11 protein-coding genes and 1 tRNA gene are annotated in these 15,818 nt (G+C 73.3%); 8 read left to right on the top strand and 4 right to left on the bottom strand.

Annotated features, from left to right (window positions below; translation table 11 throughout):
* Nucleotides 1-74 precede the first annotated feature (74 nt).
* The 3 genes from RWK90_RS09290 to RWK90_RS09280 all read left to right on the top strand — a co-directional run bounded on the left by RWK90_RS09290 (nucleotide 75) and on the right by RWK90_RS09280 (nucleotide 2,625).
* On the top strand, nucleotides 75-665 hold the full coding sequence (locus RWK90_RS09290; RefSeq protein ID WP_314037042.1) for an HD domain-containing protein: 591 nt from the start codon (nucleotides 75-77) through the stop codon (nucleotides 663-665).
* Nucleotides 666-669: 4 nt separating this feature from the next.
* A complete protein-coding gene (locus RWK90_RS09285; RefSeq protein ID WP_314037040.1) occupies nucleotides 670-1,542 on the top strand; it encodes a T3SS (YopN, CesT) and YbjN peptide-binding chaperone 1 in 873 nt (290 codons plus the stop codon).
* Between the two features lie 201 nt (nucleotides 1,543-1,743).
* On the top strand, nucleotides 1,744-2,625 hold the full coding sequence (locus tag RWK90_RS09280) for a manganese catalase family protein (protein WP_314037038.1): 882 nt from the start codon (nucleotides 1,744-1,746) through the stop codon (nucleotides 2,623-2,625).
* Between the two features lie 101 nt (nucleotides 2,626-2,726).
* Here RWK90_RS09280 and RWK90_RS09275 read toward each other — a convergent pair.
* Together RWK90_RS09275 and RWK90_RS09270 are read right to left on the bottom strand one after the other, a co-directional pair.
* A tRNA-Asp gene (locus RWK90_RS09275) sits at nucleotides 2,727-2,800 on the bottom strand.
* A 93-nt stretch (nucleotides 2,801-2,893) separates the two neighbouring features.
* Nucleotides 2,894-3,547 (bottom strand): hypothetical protein, encoded by a 654-nt coding sequence (locus RWK90_RS09270; protein WP_314037036.1) that lies wholly within the window; start codon nucleotides 3,545-3,547, stop codon nucleotides 2,894-2,896.
* Nucleotides 3,548-3,677: 130 nt separating this feature from the next.
* Between RWK90_RS09270 and RWK90_RS09265 the strand changes: the two genes are divergently transcribed.
* Both RWK90_RS09265 and RWK90_RS09260 read left to right on the top strand, forming a co-directional pair.
* On the top strand, nucleotides 3,678-6,602 hold the full coding sequence (locus RWK90_RS09265) for a PD-(D/E)XK nuclease family protein (protein WP_314037034.1): 2,925 nt from the start codon (nucleotides 3,678-3,680) through the stop codon (nucleotides 6,600-6,602).
* On the top strand, nucleotides 6,599-10,048 hold the full coding sequence (locus RWK90_RS09260; protein WP_314037032.1) for a UvrD-helicase domain-containing protein: 3,450 nt from the start codon (nucleotides 6,599-6,601) through the stop codon (nucleotides 10,046-10,048). The genes RWK90_RS09265 and RWK90_RS09260 overlap by 4 nt, the downstream gene beginning before the upstream one ends.
* A 44-nt stretch (nucleotides 10,049-10,092) precedes the next feature.
* On the opposite strand, the gene RWK90_RS09255 is transcribed toward RWK90_RS09260, so the two are convergent.
* Complete coding sequence (locus RWK90_RS09255; RefSeq protein WP_314037030.1) at nucleotides 10,093-11,241, bottom strand: DNA gyrase subunit A; 1,149 nt, start codon at nucleotides 11,239-11,241, stop codon at nucleotides 10,093-10,095.
* Nucleotides 11,242-11,514: 273 nt separating this feature from the next.
* Here RWK90_RS09255 and RWK90_RS09250 point away from each other — a divergent pair, with 273 nt between their 5' ends.
* Nucleotides 11,515-11,841: a hypothetical protein gene (locus RWK90_RS09250; protein WP_314037028.1), complete on the top strand. Its 327-nt coding sequence runs from the start codon at nucleotides 11,515-11,517 to the stop codon at nucleotides 11,839-11,841.
* On the opposite strand, the gene RWK90_RS09245 is transcribed toward RWK90_RS09250, so the two are convergent.
* Complete coding sequence (locus tag RWK90_RS09245) at nucleotides 11,828-12,754, bottom strand: tyrosine-protein phosphatase (RefSeq protein WP_314037026.1); 927 nt, start codon at nucleotides 12,752-12,754, stop codon at nucleotides 11,828-11,830. The genes RWK90_RS09250 and RWK90_RS09245 overlap by 14 nt on opposite strands.
* 174 nt (nucleotides 12,755-12,928) lie before the next feature.
* Here RWK90_RS09245 and RWK90_RS09240 point away from each other — a divergent pair, with 174 nt between their 5' ends.
* Nucleotides 12,929-14,656, top strand: coding sequence for an AMP-binding protein (locus RWK90_RS09240; protein WP_314037024.1), 1,728 nt, complete (start codon nucleotides 12,929-12,931; stop codon nucleotides 14,654-14,656).
* A 2-nt stretch (nucleotides 14,657-14,658) separates the two neighbouring features.
* Complete coding sequence (locus RWK90_RS09235) at nucleotides 14,659-15,750, top strand: SMP-30/gluconolactonase/LRE family protein (RefSeq protein ID WP_314037022.1); 1,092 nt, start codon at nucleotides 14,659-14,661, stop codon at nucleotides 15,748-15,750.
* Nucleotides 15,751-15,818: the final 68 nt, after the last annotated feature.

The following is a 15,818-nucleotide window of genomic DNA, read 5'->3' as shown; positions in this document are numbered from 1 at the left end:
CGGCCAGACCGGCGTCACCCCACCACCCGGCGGCGTCGCCCGACGCCGGGAACCCTCCCCTCGAGGAGTGCACCGTGCCGCTCACCTGGACCCCGACCCTCGACCGCGCGCTCGCGGTCGCCGCCCGCTGCCACGCAGGTCAGACCCGCAAGGACGAACCGACGCCCTACATCGCCCACCCGGTCGCGGTGGCCCTGATCGTCTCGGATTTCACCGACGACGAAGAGGTGGCGGTCGCCGCGCTCCTGCACGACGTGCTCGAGGACGTGCCGCCGTCGGTGTACTCGGCCGAGGACATGACCGCCGAGTTCGGCGAGCGCGTCACCGAGCTCGTGCGCGGGGTGTCCGAGGAGAAGACCGCCGGGGAGGCGACCCCGCCGTGGCGGATCCGCAAGGAGGGTTACCTCGCCCGTCTCGCCGAGGACTCCCCCGAGTGCCTGCTCATCTCCGCGGCCGACAAGATCCACAACCTCCGGTCGATGGTCGCCGCACACGGCCGCCTCGGCGACGACATGTGGGGTGTCTTCAACGCGGGCCCGCAGGAGAAACTGTGGTTCTACGGGGCCATCGCCGACGCGGTGGCCGAGCGGCTCGGCGACTGCCCGGCCTCCCGCGACCTGCGCCGCGCCGTGGACGACGTCGCCGCGCTCGCGCCGGTGGGGTGAGGACATGCGGGACCAGCGCCTCGGCCCGGGCAGCGCCTCCCTGCGTCCGGCCGGCGACCCGTGGCACGACTTCGAACACACCCTCGCCGGCCACCTGCGTCGGCCCGGGTCGGTGGGCGCGATGGAGTTCAGCGCCCCCACACAACCGGCCGGAGGGCAGGGACGGTGCGTTGTCCAGCTCGCGGCCGGCGGTGCGGCCGCCTGGGTGACGGTCCGGCCCGCCGGCCACGCGCTCGCCGAGGAGCTGGTCGCGCACACCGCGCCGGCCGAGCCCACTTCCATCGCCCGCGCCGTGGTCGACGCGTGCCGCGACCGCCTGCACGTGCCGCATCCCCAACTGCTCACCCTGCGCTGCGAGGGGACGGTCGGCCGATACACCGGTGCGCTCAGGCTCATCCGGTCCGACTCCGTGCCCGTCGGGCGCGATCCCGCCGACTACCCCAACCCCATCGACGTGGCGGTGGAGGTCGAGGACCATGAGGACGCCCGCGCCCGGTACGAGGCGATCATCGAGAGGGTCACCGGCCGCCCCTGTGTGGTCGATGACCGCGGGCACCTGGTCTTTGACCTCGACGGGAACCGGATCCACGCCACGTTCAGCGAGCACGAACCGTACGCCCGACTCTGGGCGTGGGTCGTCCGGGGCGTCCGGTCGCGCGCCGACGCCGCCCTCGAGGTGGCGCGGCTCAACGCCGAGGACGACCTCACCGCCTGGGTCCTCGTCGGCCGCCACGTCATGCAACGCACCACCGTGCCCGTCGCCCCGTTCCTCCCCCGTCACGCGCAGTTCGCTCTCGAACACTTCCTGATCACGTACTCTTCGACCCACGCCGGGATCGCCGCCCGCCTCGGGCCGCGCCCGCACACGCGGGGTTAACGCAAGTTTTTGCCCGCCCGCCCCTGCCGGGGTCGAGAGCACCCCCAACAGCGCCGGACATTATCTAGACAAGTGTCCACTAATGTGCGCACCGATCTCATCCGGTTGTGGCCGGAACTGACACGCCTAACGTCGGGTCCACTCCGGTGACGGCTGAAGGCGACGCCGTCCGGGCCATCTGCACGACCAGAGGGGGAACGCATGTTCATCCACAAGCAGAAGCTCCAGTTCCAGTCCAAGCCCGAGAAGCCCGACGCGGTGTACGCCCGGAAGCTGCAGGAGGTGATCGGCGGCCAGTACGGCGAGATCACGGTCGCCATGCAGTACAGCTTCCAGGCGTGGAACGCCCACATCCCGGGCAAGTACCGTGACCTGCTGTTCAGCACCGCCGCCGAGGAGTTCGGCCACGTCGAGATGCTCGCGACGATGGTCGCCCAGTTGCTCGAGGACGCCCCGCTCGGCATCACCGAGTCCGCCGTTCAGAACGATCCGGCGGTCGCCGCGGTCATCGGCGGTACCGATGTCCAGCACGGGATCGTCGCCGGCGCCGGCGCGCGCCCGGTGGACTCCATGGGCAACCCGTGGTCGGGCGCCTACGTGACCGCCAGCGGCAACCTGCTCGCGGACATGTGGTCCAACGTCAACGCCGAGTCCCAGGGCCGCGTCCAGGTGGCGCGGCTGTACCACATGACGGACGACCCGGGCATCCGTGAGCTGCTGTCGTTCCTGCTCGCCCGCGACACCATGCACCAGAACCAGTGGCTCGCCGCGGTCAACGAGCTGCAGGCCGAGGGCCTGGAGGAACTGCCCGTGCCGTCGAACTTCCCCAAGTCGAAGGAGGCCGCGGAGCACGCGTACACGATGTACAACTTCTCCGACGGTGCCGCCGCGGCCGAGGGCTCGTGGGCCTCGGGCCCGACGCCGGACGGCCACGGGGAGTTCTCCTACTCGCCCGAGCCGCTCGAGGGCCCGCCGATGCCACCGCCGACCCACCCGGACGCGCGGTTCTACGGGACCACGGAGCTGCCGAACACGGTCGAGAAGGCTGCCGGGACGGTGCAGGACAAGCTGAACAAGGAGTGACCTCCGGCCCGCGTCCGGCCCTCGGGTCAGAACCCACGGGCCGGCCGGGCTGACGAGAGCGGGCGCATCCGGTGTGTACCGGATGCGCCCGCTGCCTGCTGCGACCCTGACGGGACTCGAACCCGCGACCTCCGCCGTGACAGGGCGGCGCGCTAACCAACTGCGCCACAGGGCCGTGCTTTTCGCACGGGAGAACATTAGCCGAACCGGAGGCGAAGAGGAAAACGGGGGCCTGGCGGGCGGTCCCCGGCGTGTGTCCCGGGGCGCCTCACCCGTTCCAGAAGACGAGCATCGGTTGGCTCGAGATGAGGTCTCCTCCCTGGTAGATGCTCATCCCCGACGAGTCGATCGAGTACAGGACGTCGTTGTTGGTGACCACGGCCCGGGATCCGGTGACCGTGGGATCGTCGATCTCCACCCCCGCCCCGCCGGACGAGCCGCGGTAGTAATAGCGGCCGTTGGCGGGGTTGACGCAGATGGAGAACGACGCCTGGGTGGTGCGCCCGATCATGGCGGCCGGGTCGCCCGCGTTGCAGCGGGCCGCCCGGTCCGCGAGCCACCCGGAGGAGTCGGCGCCGGCCGGTTGTCCGCCGCCGCGCGGGATCCGGGGCGCGGGCGCCTCGCGGGTCACGGTGACCGTCTCGCGGGGCGGCACGGTGGTGTAGGCCGTCTCGGTCGCCGGGGGCGGTGGGGGCTCGGTCGACGGTGATGACGGCGACGACGACGAGGCCTGCGCCGCGACGCCGTCCGGCCCGTCGCCGGATGGTCCGCCCGGGCGGAGGACGAGGTAGACGATCACGCCCAGCAGCGCGATCGCGAGGATCGTCAGTACGGCGACGACTGCCAGCACCACGGCGGAGCCACCGCGCTGCGCCTGCGGCTGATACCCGGGCGCCGGCCCCCACTGCCCGCCGTTCGTCATCTGAACCCCCACCGTCGCGACCCCTCCCGGGCCGGTACGACCGGACGCTAGCAGCAGTGTCCGACACGTCATGGCGTTATGACGCACCGCCCGGACCGTGTCTGTCGTACCCGTGCGGCACCATGTCGGTGTGACCCGATCCCAGGCCCACCCCAGCGTCCTCGCCGCCGAGGTCCACCGTCTCCGCGGTGCAGACCCCCTCGGTCGGATCACCGTGCTCGTCCCGTCGTTCGGTGCGGCGCGGGACCTCGTCCGCGCGCTGGCGCTGTCGGGCGGGGCGGTCAACGTCGCGGTACGGACGGCGTCGCAGGTGATCGACGAGCTGGCGGCGCCCGCCCTGGCGCCGAGGGCACCGCTGCCCTTCCCGATCCTGTCCGCCGCGGTGGACAGGGCACTCGACGTGGACCCCGGGGCGCTGGCGTCCGTGGCCGCCGAACCCGTCACCGGAGAGGCGGTCGCGCGGGCGTGCCTACGCCTGGGCACGGTGGAGCCCGGGTCGGTCGTCCCGGAGACCCCGCTGCACGGGGAGGTGCTGCGCCTGGCCGGCGAGGCACACGCCGCGACCGCCTCCGCCTACTACACACGCTTCGAGGCGGTGACCACGGCGCTCGAGCGGCTCGACGCGCTCGGGAGGATCGTCCTCGCCGCGCCGCTGCGGGGGACCGCCGTCGAGCGTCGGCTCCGGGCGGCGCTGGAGGAGCGCGGGGTGACGCCCGTCCCCGGGACGGGATCGGACCACCTCGCCTCGGCTGCGGAGCCCGCCGGGGTCGACGCGGTCACCGGCACCCATGTGCTGCACGCGTCGGATTCGGACGACGAGGTGCGGGCCGTGGTCCGCTTCGTCCGCTCCCGCCTGTCCGCCGGGGTACCCGGGCACCGGATCGGCGTCTACTACCCCTCCCCCGACCCCTACCTGCGTCTGCTCCACCGCGCGATCGCCGAGGCCGGGATCGCCGTTCACGGCCCGTCCGACTCCGGGCTGGGGCACACCCCCGCCGGCCGGTCGCTCGTCAGGCTGCTGGGTCTGGACGCCGAGACGCTCCCCCGCGCGGAACTCCTGTCGATCGTGGCGGAGGGGGCCGTCATGCCGCTCGACGACGCGGGGGCGTCGGTCTCCTCCCGGCGCCTCGAGATCTTCACCCGGACCCGCTTCCCGGTGATCGGCGGGGGCGACTGGGACCGGCTGGCCGACCGCCTGCGCGAGGAGCCGGAGGCGTTCGCCGAGTCGGAGCGTGCCGCGGCTGCGGCCCTGGTGCGGTTGATCGGCCTCGTCCGGGCGACTCTCGGCGCGGTGGGCGCCGCCCGCACCTGGTCCGAGGCCGCGGACGCCGTGAGCGGGCTGGTCGGCGCGGTCTTCCGGCCGGGCCCGGAACGCGGGGCCGTGCTCTCGGTCCTCGCCTCCCTCGCCGACCTCGACTCGATCGGGCCGGCGATCACGCGGGCTCGGGTCATGTCCGCCGTGACCGCCCGCCTGGACCAGGTCACCGACCGGGTCGGCGAGGAGGGGGCCGGGGTCGCCCTCGGGCCTGTCGACGACGCGGTCGGGCGGGACCTCGACACCGTGTGCGTGGTCGGCATGGCCGAAGGTCTCCTGCCCGTGCTCCACAAGCCCGATCCGCTCCTGCCCGAGGGCGCGGTCGAGCCGCCCTCGGCCGAGATGCTCGACGAGCGCTACCGCGTCCTCCAGCTGGCACTGGCCGCGGGGAGCGGGTACCGGTTGTGCTCCTTCCCCCGTGGTTCGATGCGGGGCGGCGGCGACCGCATCCCGTCCCGCTGGCTGCTGCCCACCCTGTCCCGCCTCGCCGGCGTCACCGTCCACGCCACCCGGTGGCAGGAGGACGTGGCCGGGTGCCCGGCGGTCATCGCGGTGCCGTCGTTCGTCGACGGGGTCCTCACACCGCCCCCGTCGCTCGGTGCCGAGCCGGCCACCCTCACCGAGCTGCGCCTCCGGCAGCTCGCCGCGCACGGATGGCGGCCCCGCCCGGACAGCCCCACCCTGCTCCTGCGCGCCCACGAGATGCGTCTCGACCGTCGCCACGGACGGTTCACCCGGTTCACCGGCGACGTCTCGTCGGCGGCCGACCTGCTCACCGTCCTCGACCAGCCGATCTCGCCGACCCGGCTCGAGGACTGGGCGCAGAGTCCGTACCTGTTCTTCCTCACCACGGTGCTCCGGGTGAGAACGCTCGAGGACCCGGCGGCGGACATCGAGATGGATCTGCGCGAGTACGGCGACCTGGTGCACTCGATCCTGCAGCGCTACGTCTCGGACCGCATCGCGACCGGGTCCGGTCCCGACAGGGAGCTCCTCATGAAGGCCCTCCACCAGGAGTGTGAGGCCGCTGTCGCCGAGTCCCCCGGGCTGGTCGCGTCCCTGTGGCGCCGCCGGGAGATCCTGCTCGCCGCCGAACTCGAACGGTGGTTCGCCGAGGACAGCGCGGACCACCACGCCGGGTGGCAGCCGTCCGCGACCGAGCTGCCGTTCGGGCGCCCGGGGCCGGAGGGCGCCGTCGTCGACGTGCCGTTCGAGGTCCCCACCTCCGCGGGTGGCGCGACCGTGCTGCTGGCGGGGTCGATCGACCGGCTCGACGTCCGCGGGGGCACTCAACGTGTCACCGACTACAAGACCGGCAAGCCCCCCGGTGCGGATGATCGCCCCACCGAGGAGAACCCGACCCTCGCCGGCACACGGTTCCAGCTGCCGCTCTACGCCGTGGCCGCGGCGAGCGCCGGTCAGATGCCCGTGAGCGAGGTGCGGTACTGGTACTGCACCGAGCGGGGGGAGTTCGAGCAGATCGCCCTCGACATCACCGTCGACCTGCTGGACCGGGTCCGCGACAACGTCGGCCACCTGGTCGACGCCCTGCAACGAGGATGGTTCCCGCTCAAGGGCGGCCGCGGTTCCTCGCGGGACCTGGCGAACCTCCTCGGCGGAACCGACCTCGACCAGGCGTGGGAGCGACTCTCGCAGCACGAGCCGGTGTCCTCACATCCCGCGTTCGTCGGCCTGCTCGGCGCCGTCCCCACCGATTCGGAAGCGGAGGCCTCCTCATGAGCCAGCTCACGCACACGAGCGAGCTGCCCGATCAGGCCGCCCGCGACCGCGTCGAGACCGATACGTCCGCGACGCTGTTCGTGGAGGCGGGGGCCGGGACCGGCAAGACCCACGCCCTGGTCCGCCGTCTCAGCACGTTGCTGCTGGACGACGCGGTCCCCGTCGACCGGATCGCCGCGATCACGTTCACCGAGAAGGCGGCCGCCGAGCTGCGGGACCGCCTCCGGGTGCATCTGGTGGAACAACGGGCCGCGGGCGACGACCGCGCGGATGCCGCCCTCTCCGGGCTCGACACGGCCGCGATCGGCACCCTCCACTCCTTCGCCCTGCGCCTGCTGGCGGAGAACCCTCTCGAGGCGGGCATCCCGCCGCGGGTCACCGCTCAACAGGACACCGCCGAGGCCACGGCCGTCGAGGCCCTGTGGCAGGAGTGCGCCATGGTCCTGTTCGGCAGCGGCCCGGCGGCGCAGCGGTCGGGCAACCTCGCGCGGGCCGTCGACGACATGCTGGACGCGGGCGTCTCCACCCGCGCATTCCGCGAGGTGGTCGAGGCCCTGCACCGGGACTGGGACCGCCTGCCCACCGAACCGCTCTACACCGGCCCCCCTGAGCTACCCGCGTCTCCGGACCTCGCCGAGGTCATCACCGCGGTGGGCTCGATCGTCGGGTGGCGGGACTCCTGTCAGGACGAGGCCGATCTGATGTACCAGACCCTCGGCCAGCACCAGGAGTGGCTGGAGGGACTCGAGGCGGCCACGACCGACCCGTCCGCGTCTCCCACATGGGTCGAACTGCTCGCCGAGCCGATCGGGGTGGGGCGCGGCGGTAAGGCGGCCAACTGGGGCGGCAAGGAGGCGCTCGACTCGATCAAGGAGGAGATCCGGCAACTCCCGGGTGTGTGCGGTGAGATCCTCTCCGCTCACTGGCGGCCGCGGATCGCGGTCGTGCTCGACGCGCTCATCCCCGTGGTCCTCAGGCACGCCAACGACCGACGCCGTCACGGCACCCTGCAGTTCCACGATCAGCTCGTCCTGGCCCGCGAACTGCTCCGCGTGCCGGAGGTCCGCGAGCGGGTCCGGTCACGGTACCGCCGGATCCTCATCGACGAGTTCCAGGACACCGACCCCATCCAGTTGGACCTCGCCGAGCTCCTCACCACCGCGCCGGGCGGAGCAGGACCCGAACCCGGCCGACTGTTCACCGTCGGGGATCCCAAACAGTCCATCTACCGGTTCCGCCGCGCCGACATCGCCACCTACCTGCGCGCCCGCGGCGGCGACGGCGGCGAGTCCGGCGTCGAGATTGCGCGCCTGAGCACCAACTTCCGGTGCTCGCGCGCCGTTCTCGACTGGGTGAACGACGTGTTCTCGGAGGTCCTCACCGCGTCTGAGAGCGTGCAGCCCGAGTACCGCGCACTGGAGGCCCCGCCCTCGCGCCCACCCCACGATCCGGTCCACGGGCCGCGACCGTTCGTCTTCCGCACCGGGGACGTCCCCCCGGACTGCCCGCCGGAGGCGAGCGACGACCAGACCCGCCACTGGACCGAGGCCGCCGACGTGGCGAGGGTGATCGCCACGGCCATCCGCGAGCAGTGGACACACGAGGCCAAGGACGGGACCCACACGCCGCTGCGGCTCGGCGACATCGCGATCCTCCTGCCCTCGCGCGGCTCGCTGCCCATGATCGAGACCTGCCTCGACCGCGCCGGGATCGACTTCCGCACCGAGGCGTCCTCGATCGTCTACGGGACACCCGAGATCCGCGACCTGCTGCTGGCCGTGCGCGCCGTGGCGAACGCCGCCGACGAGGCCTCACTCGTGGGCGCCCTCCGGTCACCCCTCTTCGGCTGCGGGGACGACGACCTCCTCCGCTGGCGCGCCGGTGGCGGCACCTGGGCTCCCGGCGCGCCCGCGCCGGACGAGCTCGCGTCGTCGCCCGTCGCCGAGGCCATGCACTACCTCTCCGAGCTGGGCCGCCGGACCAGACGCCCGGGCGAGCTCCTGGAGAAGCTGGTCCACGACCGGATGGTCTTCGAGACCGTCGCGGAGTCGCCTCGACGCCGCGATCTGTGGCGGCGGATCCGGTTCGTGATCGAGCACGCCTGGCAGTGGGAGGAGTCCGCCACCGACCCCGCCCGCGCCGACCTGCGCGACTACGCCGACTGGGCCCTGGCACTGACCGCGGAGGACGCGCGGGTCCCGGAAGCGGCGATCCCGGAGATCGGCGTCGACGCCGTCCGGATCACCACCATCCACGCGTCGAAGGGGCTCGAGTACCCGATGGTCATCCTCGCCGGGATGAGCCGGAAGTGGCCTGACGACCGGTCCCGGCTGCTGTGGACTCACGACGACCCGCCGCGCCCCGCCGCGTCGTTCTCGAAGATCGTCCGTGACCCGGCCTTTTCCCGCGCTGCCGCGCGCGAGGCCGAGCATTCTCTCGCCGAACGGATCCGGCTGCTCTACGTGGCCACGACCCGCGCCGAGAGCCGGCTCGCGGTCTCGGGGCACGGGTATGTCCTGACCCAGAAGAAGACACCCAGGAAGCTGTGGGGGTCGCTGCTGGGGTCGGCGGTCGAGGAACCGGATGCACCGCCACTCGTCGCGTTCGGCGAGAACCTCCTCGAGTCGGCCGCGGTGCCCGCCGTGGATGTGCCCGACGACGCGGAGTGGGCGCGCCGCAGCCGGGAGATCTCCGAGAGGTCCGCCGAGCGCGCGGGATGGTCGGCGACCCGGATCGTCCACCCCGACGCACAGGCCGACGCCTCGGACGACGAGGCGGAGGGGGCTCGGACGTCGTCCCTACCCCGGCGACTCGCGGCAGCACTGCGGGAGCGGTTCGCACCCGCCCCGACGCGACCGGAGGAGCTCCCGCCCGCGCCGCGTACGACGCCGGTCGCCGCCGGACCCGACGTCGGCACGGCCGTGCACCACCTGGCCGAACACACCGACCTGTCCCGGCTGCTCGGGCCGACGGCCGATCCGGACTCGGCGATGGCGGCCTGGGAACGGTGGGCCGCCGACCAGCTGGCGGGTCTGGGACTCGCCGGCGACCTGCGGGGCAGCCGGAACCCGGAGGCCGTGGCCGAGATGGTCGCGGTCGCCCGAACCGCCCTGACCTCCGCGCCGGTGCGACGGGCGGCATCGAGGACGCACTGGGCGGAGCTGCCGGTGGCCGGGGCGTTGAGTACTGCGGAGGGGACGACCGTGGCGGTGGACGGCGTGGTCGACCTGGTGGTGCAGGAGGACGACGGGTCACTGTCGATCGTCGACTACAAGACCGACGTCGCCGTCACCACGGAGACCGTCGACGAGTACCTGCTCCAGCTGTGCGCGTACGCAGAACTCCTCGCGAACTCGACCGGCATGACCGTCTCGCGGATCGAGCTGGTCTTCTGCCGCGGTCCCCGCCCGACGATCGTGGCGCGGGAGCTGATCCCGGTCGCGTGACCCGCACCGGACCGTGGGGCCCGGGCTGAGGCGGCGCGTCCGCCTCAGCCCAGGTTCGACCACACGACCCGGCCCGGCACGACCGCGGCGATCGCCGCATCGCACGGAGCGCCGGCCGTGAACGCCTGGTACAGCTCCACCAGCAGGTCGAGGACGGAATCCCACAGTCGGTGCAGCGTCTCACCGCCGCCGTACGCCCACACCGACCCCTCGTCGGGCCCGCTGCGGTAGGACACCGCGTACCCGAAACCGCTCCGCTCGGCGATCGGCCACAACCGTCCCGACCACGTCGCATCACCGCCCGGCTCGAACCCCAGCACGCCGGCGCTCATCGCCTCGGCGTACCGCGCGGCCTGCACGTCGAAGCCCCGCTCCGCGGGCAGAGGCTCCGCGAACGGGAACAACCCCTGCACCGAATCCAGACCCGTGCGGCGCAGATGCCACAGCAGAGTGCGCAGGCCGGTGTCGTCACCCACCTCGCAACCGTCGAGCAGCACCCCGCTGGGGCTGTCCGGCCGACGAGGGTCGTCCAGGGCCGCCACCTCGAGTGCGGGAGCGGCCACGCTCACGAGATCGGCCAGCGCATCACACAGCTCACCGATCTGCTCGTCCACGACCTCCGAGGCGTCCTGCTCCCCCACCACCGACCGTCGGACCGGCCGGGGCGACGCATCGGCGACCGGGCAGGGCTCGCCAGGGGCCTCGCCCCACGACTCCTCCATCGCCGAGCTGATGCGCGCGAGGGCGCCGTCGACCTCGGCGGTCCACGCCTCCCCGGACGCGGCGAGCCCGGACGCGGCGAACCCGGGCGCTGGATCTGCAGGCGCCGGCTCGGCGACCGCGGGCTCAGCAGGCGCGGGCGCGGCGGGCTCGGCCGGGACCGCGGGCAGGACGCCCGTGACGTCCGCCAGGAGCTCCAACCGCGCGCGCCGACCACCGGCCAGGCGATCCCTCTCCGAGCGGGTGAACGACATCACCGGCAGCGTGAGCAGCAACGCGGCCTGGCGGCCCGTGAAACCGAACTCCCGCTTGAGGGCGCGGCGCGCCTCGACCGGAGAGGCGGCGTCGTGGATGGTGGCCATCACCGCGTCCAGGTCATCGCACGCCCGGAGGATCGCCTCCGCCTCGTCCCACGCACGCCCGACCTCGTCAGACGGCTCGAACCACCCGCCGATCGCACCGGCAGCGCCCACGTCAACCCCCAGACCAGTCACACGATCCGGACCCGAGCCCCATCGGATCCCCGGGCATCCTACGCCCGCCCCCACGCCCGTGGTGGAACGGTGACACGGGTGGCCACCGGGTCCGGAGGGACGGATGTGGCGGGCCGGGGAGCGGGGACGCGCGGTTCTGTGACCGAACTCTCCGCCGATCGGCGGCGACGTGACCTGCGCGAACACCCACGCCGGTCGGGGGCAGGGGCGGAGGCGGGGCTCGCGCCGCCGCGGGTGCGTACCGTCGGGGACATGAGTGACCGTCTGATGCTGCGGGAGCGCGAGCTGTCCCGGGATGAGCCCCGGGCGCCGCACGCGACGGTGCTGCCCGCCCCGCACACGACCGTGCTCGCCGCACTGGTCGGCGGGTTGCTGGGCCTGGCGGCCGTCTACGGGGTGGCCGCGCGGCTGGCCGACACGGTCGCCGGTGTCGCGGCCGTCGTGATGATCTTCGCCGTCACCCTCGCCGGTCCCCGGGTCCACGCGGGCGCCCGCACGGAGGTCGGGCGCACGATCGCGGTGGCGCTGCAGTCGCTGGGGTTCGGCGGGGTCCTCGGGGCCCTGCTCATCCTGACCTGAGGCGCGCGGCCAGCTCGTCGACGGCGGCGTCCTCCACGCCCGCACCCTCGACGAGGTACCGGCGGGCGTCTCCGAACTCCCGGGCCAGGGCGTCCAGTGAGCGCCGCAGATTGGCCTCCTCCACGCCGAGGAGAACCTCGACCGCCTCGAGTTTGTCGGGCATCTCGGCCTGCACGTAAGTGCGGATCGCGGCGACGACATCCGCCGACCGCTCCCGGGTGAGCAGGTAGTCCGCGATCACGTCCTCCTCCCGCACCCCCACCAGCAGCTGCAGCAGCGCGGAGACCCACCCCGTGCGGTCCTTGCCCGCCGTGCAGTGCACGATCGCGGGCCCGGACGACGCCGCCAGCGCGTGGACGGCGCGGCCGAAGGCCCCTCGCTCGTGATCGCCCAGCACGAACCGCTCGTACGTCTCCGCCATCTCGCGGCGGGCCTGGTCGGCCCCGACCAGGCCGGTGGTGGTGAGCGTCGCCGCGGACGTGTGCCCGCCGAGCACGTCGATCGGCACGTACTCGGCGCCGGCGGGGATCACGTCGGGCTGCTTCTCGATCTCGGCGGGGGTGCGCAGGTCCACCACCGCGGTGACGCCGAGACGCTCGAGCGTCCCGAGATCGCCCTCGTCCACGGACAGCGCGGTGGACCGGTAGACGACACCGCGGGTCATCGCGCCGGACGGCCGCAGGGCGTACCCGGGGCCGGCCACGTCCCGGAAGTTGTGGACCCCGACCAGTCGGATCTCCCCGCCGACGCCCCGGGCGCGGGTGAGGCGGACCTCGTCGCCGTCCCCCTCGGCGTGGCGGACCTCGTCGTCGTACCCCTCGGCGTGGCGGACCTCGTCGCGGTACCGCCCGGCGCCACCGTCCGCGCCGGCCACCGACGCCACGCTGCGGCCTCCACCCGGTTCCGCGACCATCCCACGCCCCTCGCGTTCCCGGCGCGCCCGCGCGGCGCGCCACCTCTCGTTCCTACCCGATCCCGGTCTGCGCCGACCACCGGCCCGACGACCCGGACACCCACGCTGACACCTGTCAAAGTCATCGGCGGTTCCCGCCGTGGGACGCGGCCGCATGGCCTATCCTGCGGTCTCATGACCAGAGCGGATTTCAATCCCGGCTTCGACATGCCGCACGAGACGTTCGGCGACATCCTGCTGGAGCGCTCCACCGACGACCACCCGGGGCTGCTGTTCGAGGACTCGGCGTGGACGTGGCGGGAGTTCGTGGCCGAGGCCGCCGTCCGCGCGGGGATCCTGCGCGCCTGGTCGGACGAGTACGCGGCCTCCTACGCCGAGCGTCCCGATCCCTACAAGCGCCTCCACGTGGGCATCCTGCTGGAGAACGTCCCGGAGTACCTGTTCACGCTGTGCGGCGCGGCGCTCGCGGGCGTCACGATCATCGGCATCAACCCCACCCGCCGCGGCGCCGAGCTCGCCTCCGACATCCGCGGCGTGGACTGCGACGTGATCCTCACCGACGCCGACGGCGCCGCGCTGCTCGACGGCCTCGACACCGGCGCGGTCGCCACGTTCGACATCGGCTCCGACCGCTGGCGGGGCCTGCTCACCGAGCACGCCGGCGCCGAACCCCGCCTGCACCCCGAGGACGCGCGCGACCCCCACACGCTTCTCGCGCTGCTGTTCACCTCGGGCTCCACGGGCGCGCCCAAGGCCGTGATGTGCTCGACCGGCCGCATGGCCATGCTCGGCACGATCAACTACCGCGGCCTGGTCCGCGAGGACGTCGCCTACAGCGCCATGCCGCTGTTCCACGGCAACGCCCTGTTCGCCGCCTTCTCCCCCGCCGCCTACGTGGGCTGCACGTTCGCGATGCGCCGCAAGTTCTCGGCCTCCGGCTTCCTGCCCGACGTGCTGAAGTTCGACGCCACGTACTTCAACTACGTCGGCCGGTCGCTGTCCTACATCCTCGCCCAGCCCGAGGTCCCCGAGGAGACGCGGACGCGCCTGCGGATCGTGTTCGGCACCGAGGCGTCTGTCCACGACCGGGTCGAGTTCGAGCGCCGCTTCGGCGTCACGCCACAGGAGTCGTACGGCTCCAGCGAGGGCGGCGTGGTGATCAGCCGCACCGAGGACACCCCGCCCGGCGCGCTCGGCGTGGCCGGCACCCACATGGACGTGGCGATCCTCGACGAGAACGGCACCGAGTGCCCGGTCGCCGAGTTCGACGCCGACGGCGGCCTGGTCAACGCGGGCGAGGCGATCGGCGAGATCTGCAACCTCACCGGCGCCACGCTGTTCGAGGGCTACTACCGCAACCCCGAGGCCACCGCCGAGCGCAACATCGGCGAGGTCTACCACTCCGGCGACCTGGGCTACAAGGACGCCGACGGCTACTTCTACTTCGCCGGCCGCTCCGGCGACAAGATCCGCGTGGACAGCGAGAACTTCTCCGCCGGCCCCGTCGAGCGGATCCTCGACCGCTTCCCCGGCGTGCTGGTCGTGGCGGTCTACCCGGTGCCCGACCCGCGCACCGGCGACCAGGTGATGGCCGCCATCCAGCTGGAGCCCGGCGTGGAGTTCGACGCCGACGCCTTCACGGAGTTCTGCCGCACCCAGCCCGACATGGGCACCAAGTGGGCGCCGCGGTTCGTTCGTATCATGAAGGAGATGCCCGTCACCGCCACCCGCAAGATCTCCAAGCCCAGCCTGCGACGCGAGTCGTGGATCGAGCCGGGCGAGGTCTACCTGCGCGGCGGCGCCGACAAGTCGGACGACGTGTACCGGCCCCTCACTGACGCCGACCGCGAGGCGCTGCTCGCCGAGTACCAGCTCCACGGGCGCCGGCCGGCCGGGGTCTGACGATGCGGGCCCGGCGGATCCTGCGCGTGGTGTCCGGGCGCGCGGTGTCCGTCGGGCTCGCCGTGGTGCTCGCGCCGGCCGCCCTCGTGCCCGCCGCGGCGGCGGTCCCGCCCGGCTCGGTCGAGGGCGCGGCCGGGTCGGTCGGCTCGGCGGCGGCGCCGATCGAGGGCGCACTGGGGTCGCTCGGTCCCCACGGCGGCTCGGCCGCCGCGCTCGACGCCGGGTCCGGACTGGTCAGCGCGCCGGGCTCTGTCGGGACGCCGATCGCGGCCTGCCCCGGCCCCGCGCCGCGGGTGTCGACGTTCGGTGACGCCCCCGTGCCGGTGGTGGGCTGGACCGAGAACCTCGCCTTTGATGCCGACGGCCGCCTGTGGGTGTCCACGACGTTCCTGAACCGGGTCGACGCCTACGATCCCGACGGCCGCGTGGTGGCGTCGGTCGCCGTCCGCGCGCCGGGCGGGATCGCGCTCGGCCCCGACGGGCGCATGCACGTCGCCGCCGGTACCGGGTACCTTGCCGACCGGTCCGACGTGGTGACGTTCGACCCGGCCGCCGAGCGCCCCGAGGCGCGGATCGAGGCGCGCCTGGACGCCCGCATGAACGGCCTGGTCGTGGACGCCGCCGGGAACCGGTACCTGACCAGCCTGGACGTGCCCGCGCTGACGCGGGTCACCGCGGCCGGCGAGGTCGACGACGACTGGACGCGCCGCGCGGGGATCGGCGTGTCCAACGGGATCGCGATCGAGGGTGACACCGCGTACGTCACCCAGTCGACCACGCGCACCGTGGTGCTGAAGGTGCCGTTGGACCGGCCGGAGGCGACGACGACGAGGGAGCTCACCACCCCGCCCGAGATCGCCCGCGGACTCGACGATCTGGCCGTGACCCCGCAGGCCCTCTACGTCACGTCGTGGACCACCGGCGAGGTATTCCGAGTCGACCGCGGCACCGGCGACGCCTGCGTCCTGGTGGGCGGGATCCCCCGCGCCACGGCCGTGGTCGTGGCCGACGGGTTCGGGGAGTTCGGTCCCGACGACCTGCTCGTTACCTCACTGCACGGGCCGATCCGGCACGTGCGGCTGGCGGAGGGCTGAGGCTCGCTAGCTAGGACGACTGGGACCGGTACATCGCCGCGCTGTTGCTCAGCATGCGGCTGCGGCTA

Origin of the sequence: Dietzia sp. CH92 (assembly GCF_032248695.1) — a bacterium.
GTDB lineage: Bacteria > Actinomycetota > Actinomycetes > Mycobacteriales > Mycobacteriaceae > Dietzia.
Note: the sequence above shows the minus strand (reverse complement) of the source record. Positions and strands in the feature narration are given on the sequence as shown.

Excerpts from the sequence above, each read along its gene's own strand:
- RWK90_RS09245 (WP_314037026.1), bottom strand. The coding sequence starts at position 12,754 with ATGGTCGCGGAACCGGGTGGAGGCCGCAGCGTGGCGTCGGTGGCCGGC.
- RWK90_RS09235 (WP_314037022.1), top strand. The coding sequence starts at position 14,659 with ATGCGGGCCCGGCGGATCCTGCGCGTGGTGTCCGGGCGCGCGGTGTCC.
- RWK90_RS09260 (WP_314037032.1), top strand. The coding sequence starts at position 6,599 with ATGAGCCAGCTCACGCACACGAGCGAGCTGCCCGATCAGGCCGCCCGC.
- RWK90_RS09240 (WP_314037024.1), top strand. The coding sequence starts at position 12,929 with ATGACCAGAGCGGATTTCAATCCCGGCTTCGACATGCCGCACGAGACG.
- RWK90_RS09270 (WP_314037036.1), bottom strand. The coding sequence starts at position 3,547 with ATGACGAACGGCGGGCAGTGGGGGCCGGCGCCCGGGTATCAGCCGCAG.
- RWK90_RS09280 (WP_314037038.1), top strand. The coding sequence starts at position 1,744 with ATGTTCATCCACAAGCAGAAGCTCCAGTTCCAGTCCAAGCCCGAGAAG.
- RWK90_RS09250 (WP_314037028.1), top strand. The coding sequence starts at position 11,515 with ATGAGTGACCGTCTGATGCTGCGGGAGCGCGAGCTGTCCCGGGATGAG.
- RWK90_RS09285 (WP_314037040.1), top strand. The coding sequence starts at position 670 with ATGCGGGACCAGCGCCTCGGCCCGGGCAGCGCCTCCCTGCGTCCGGCC.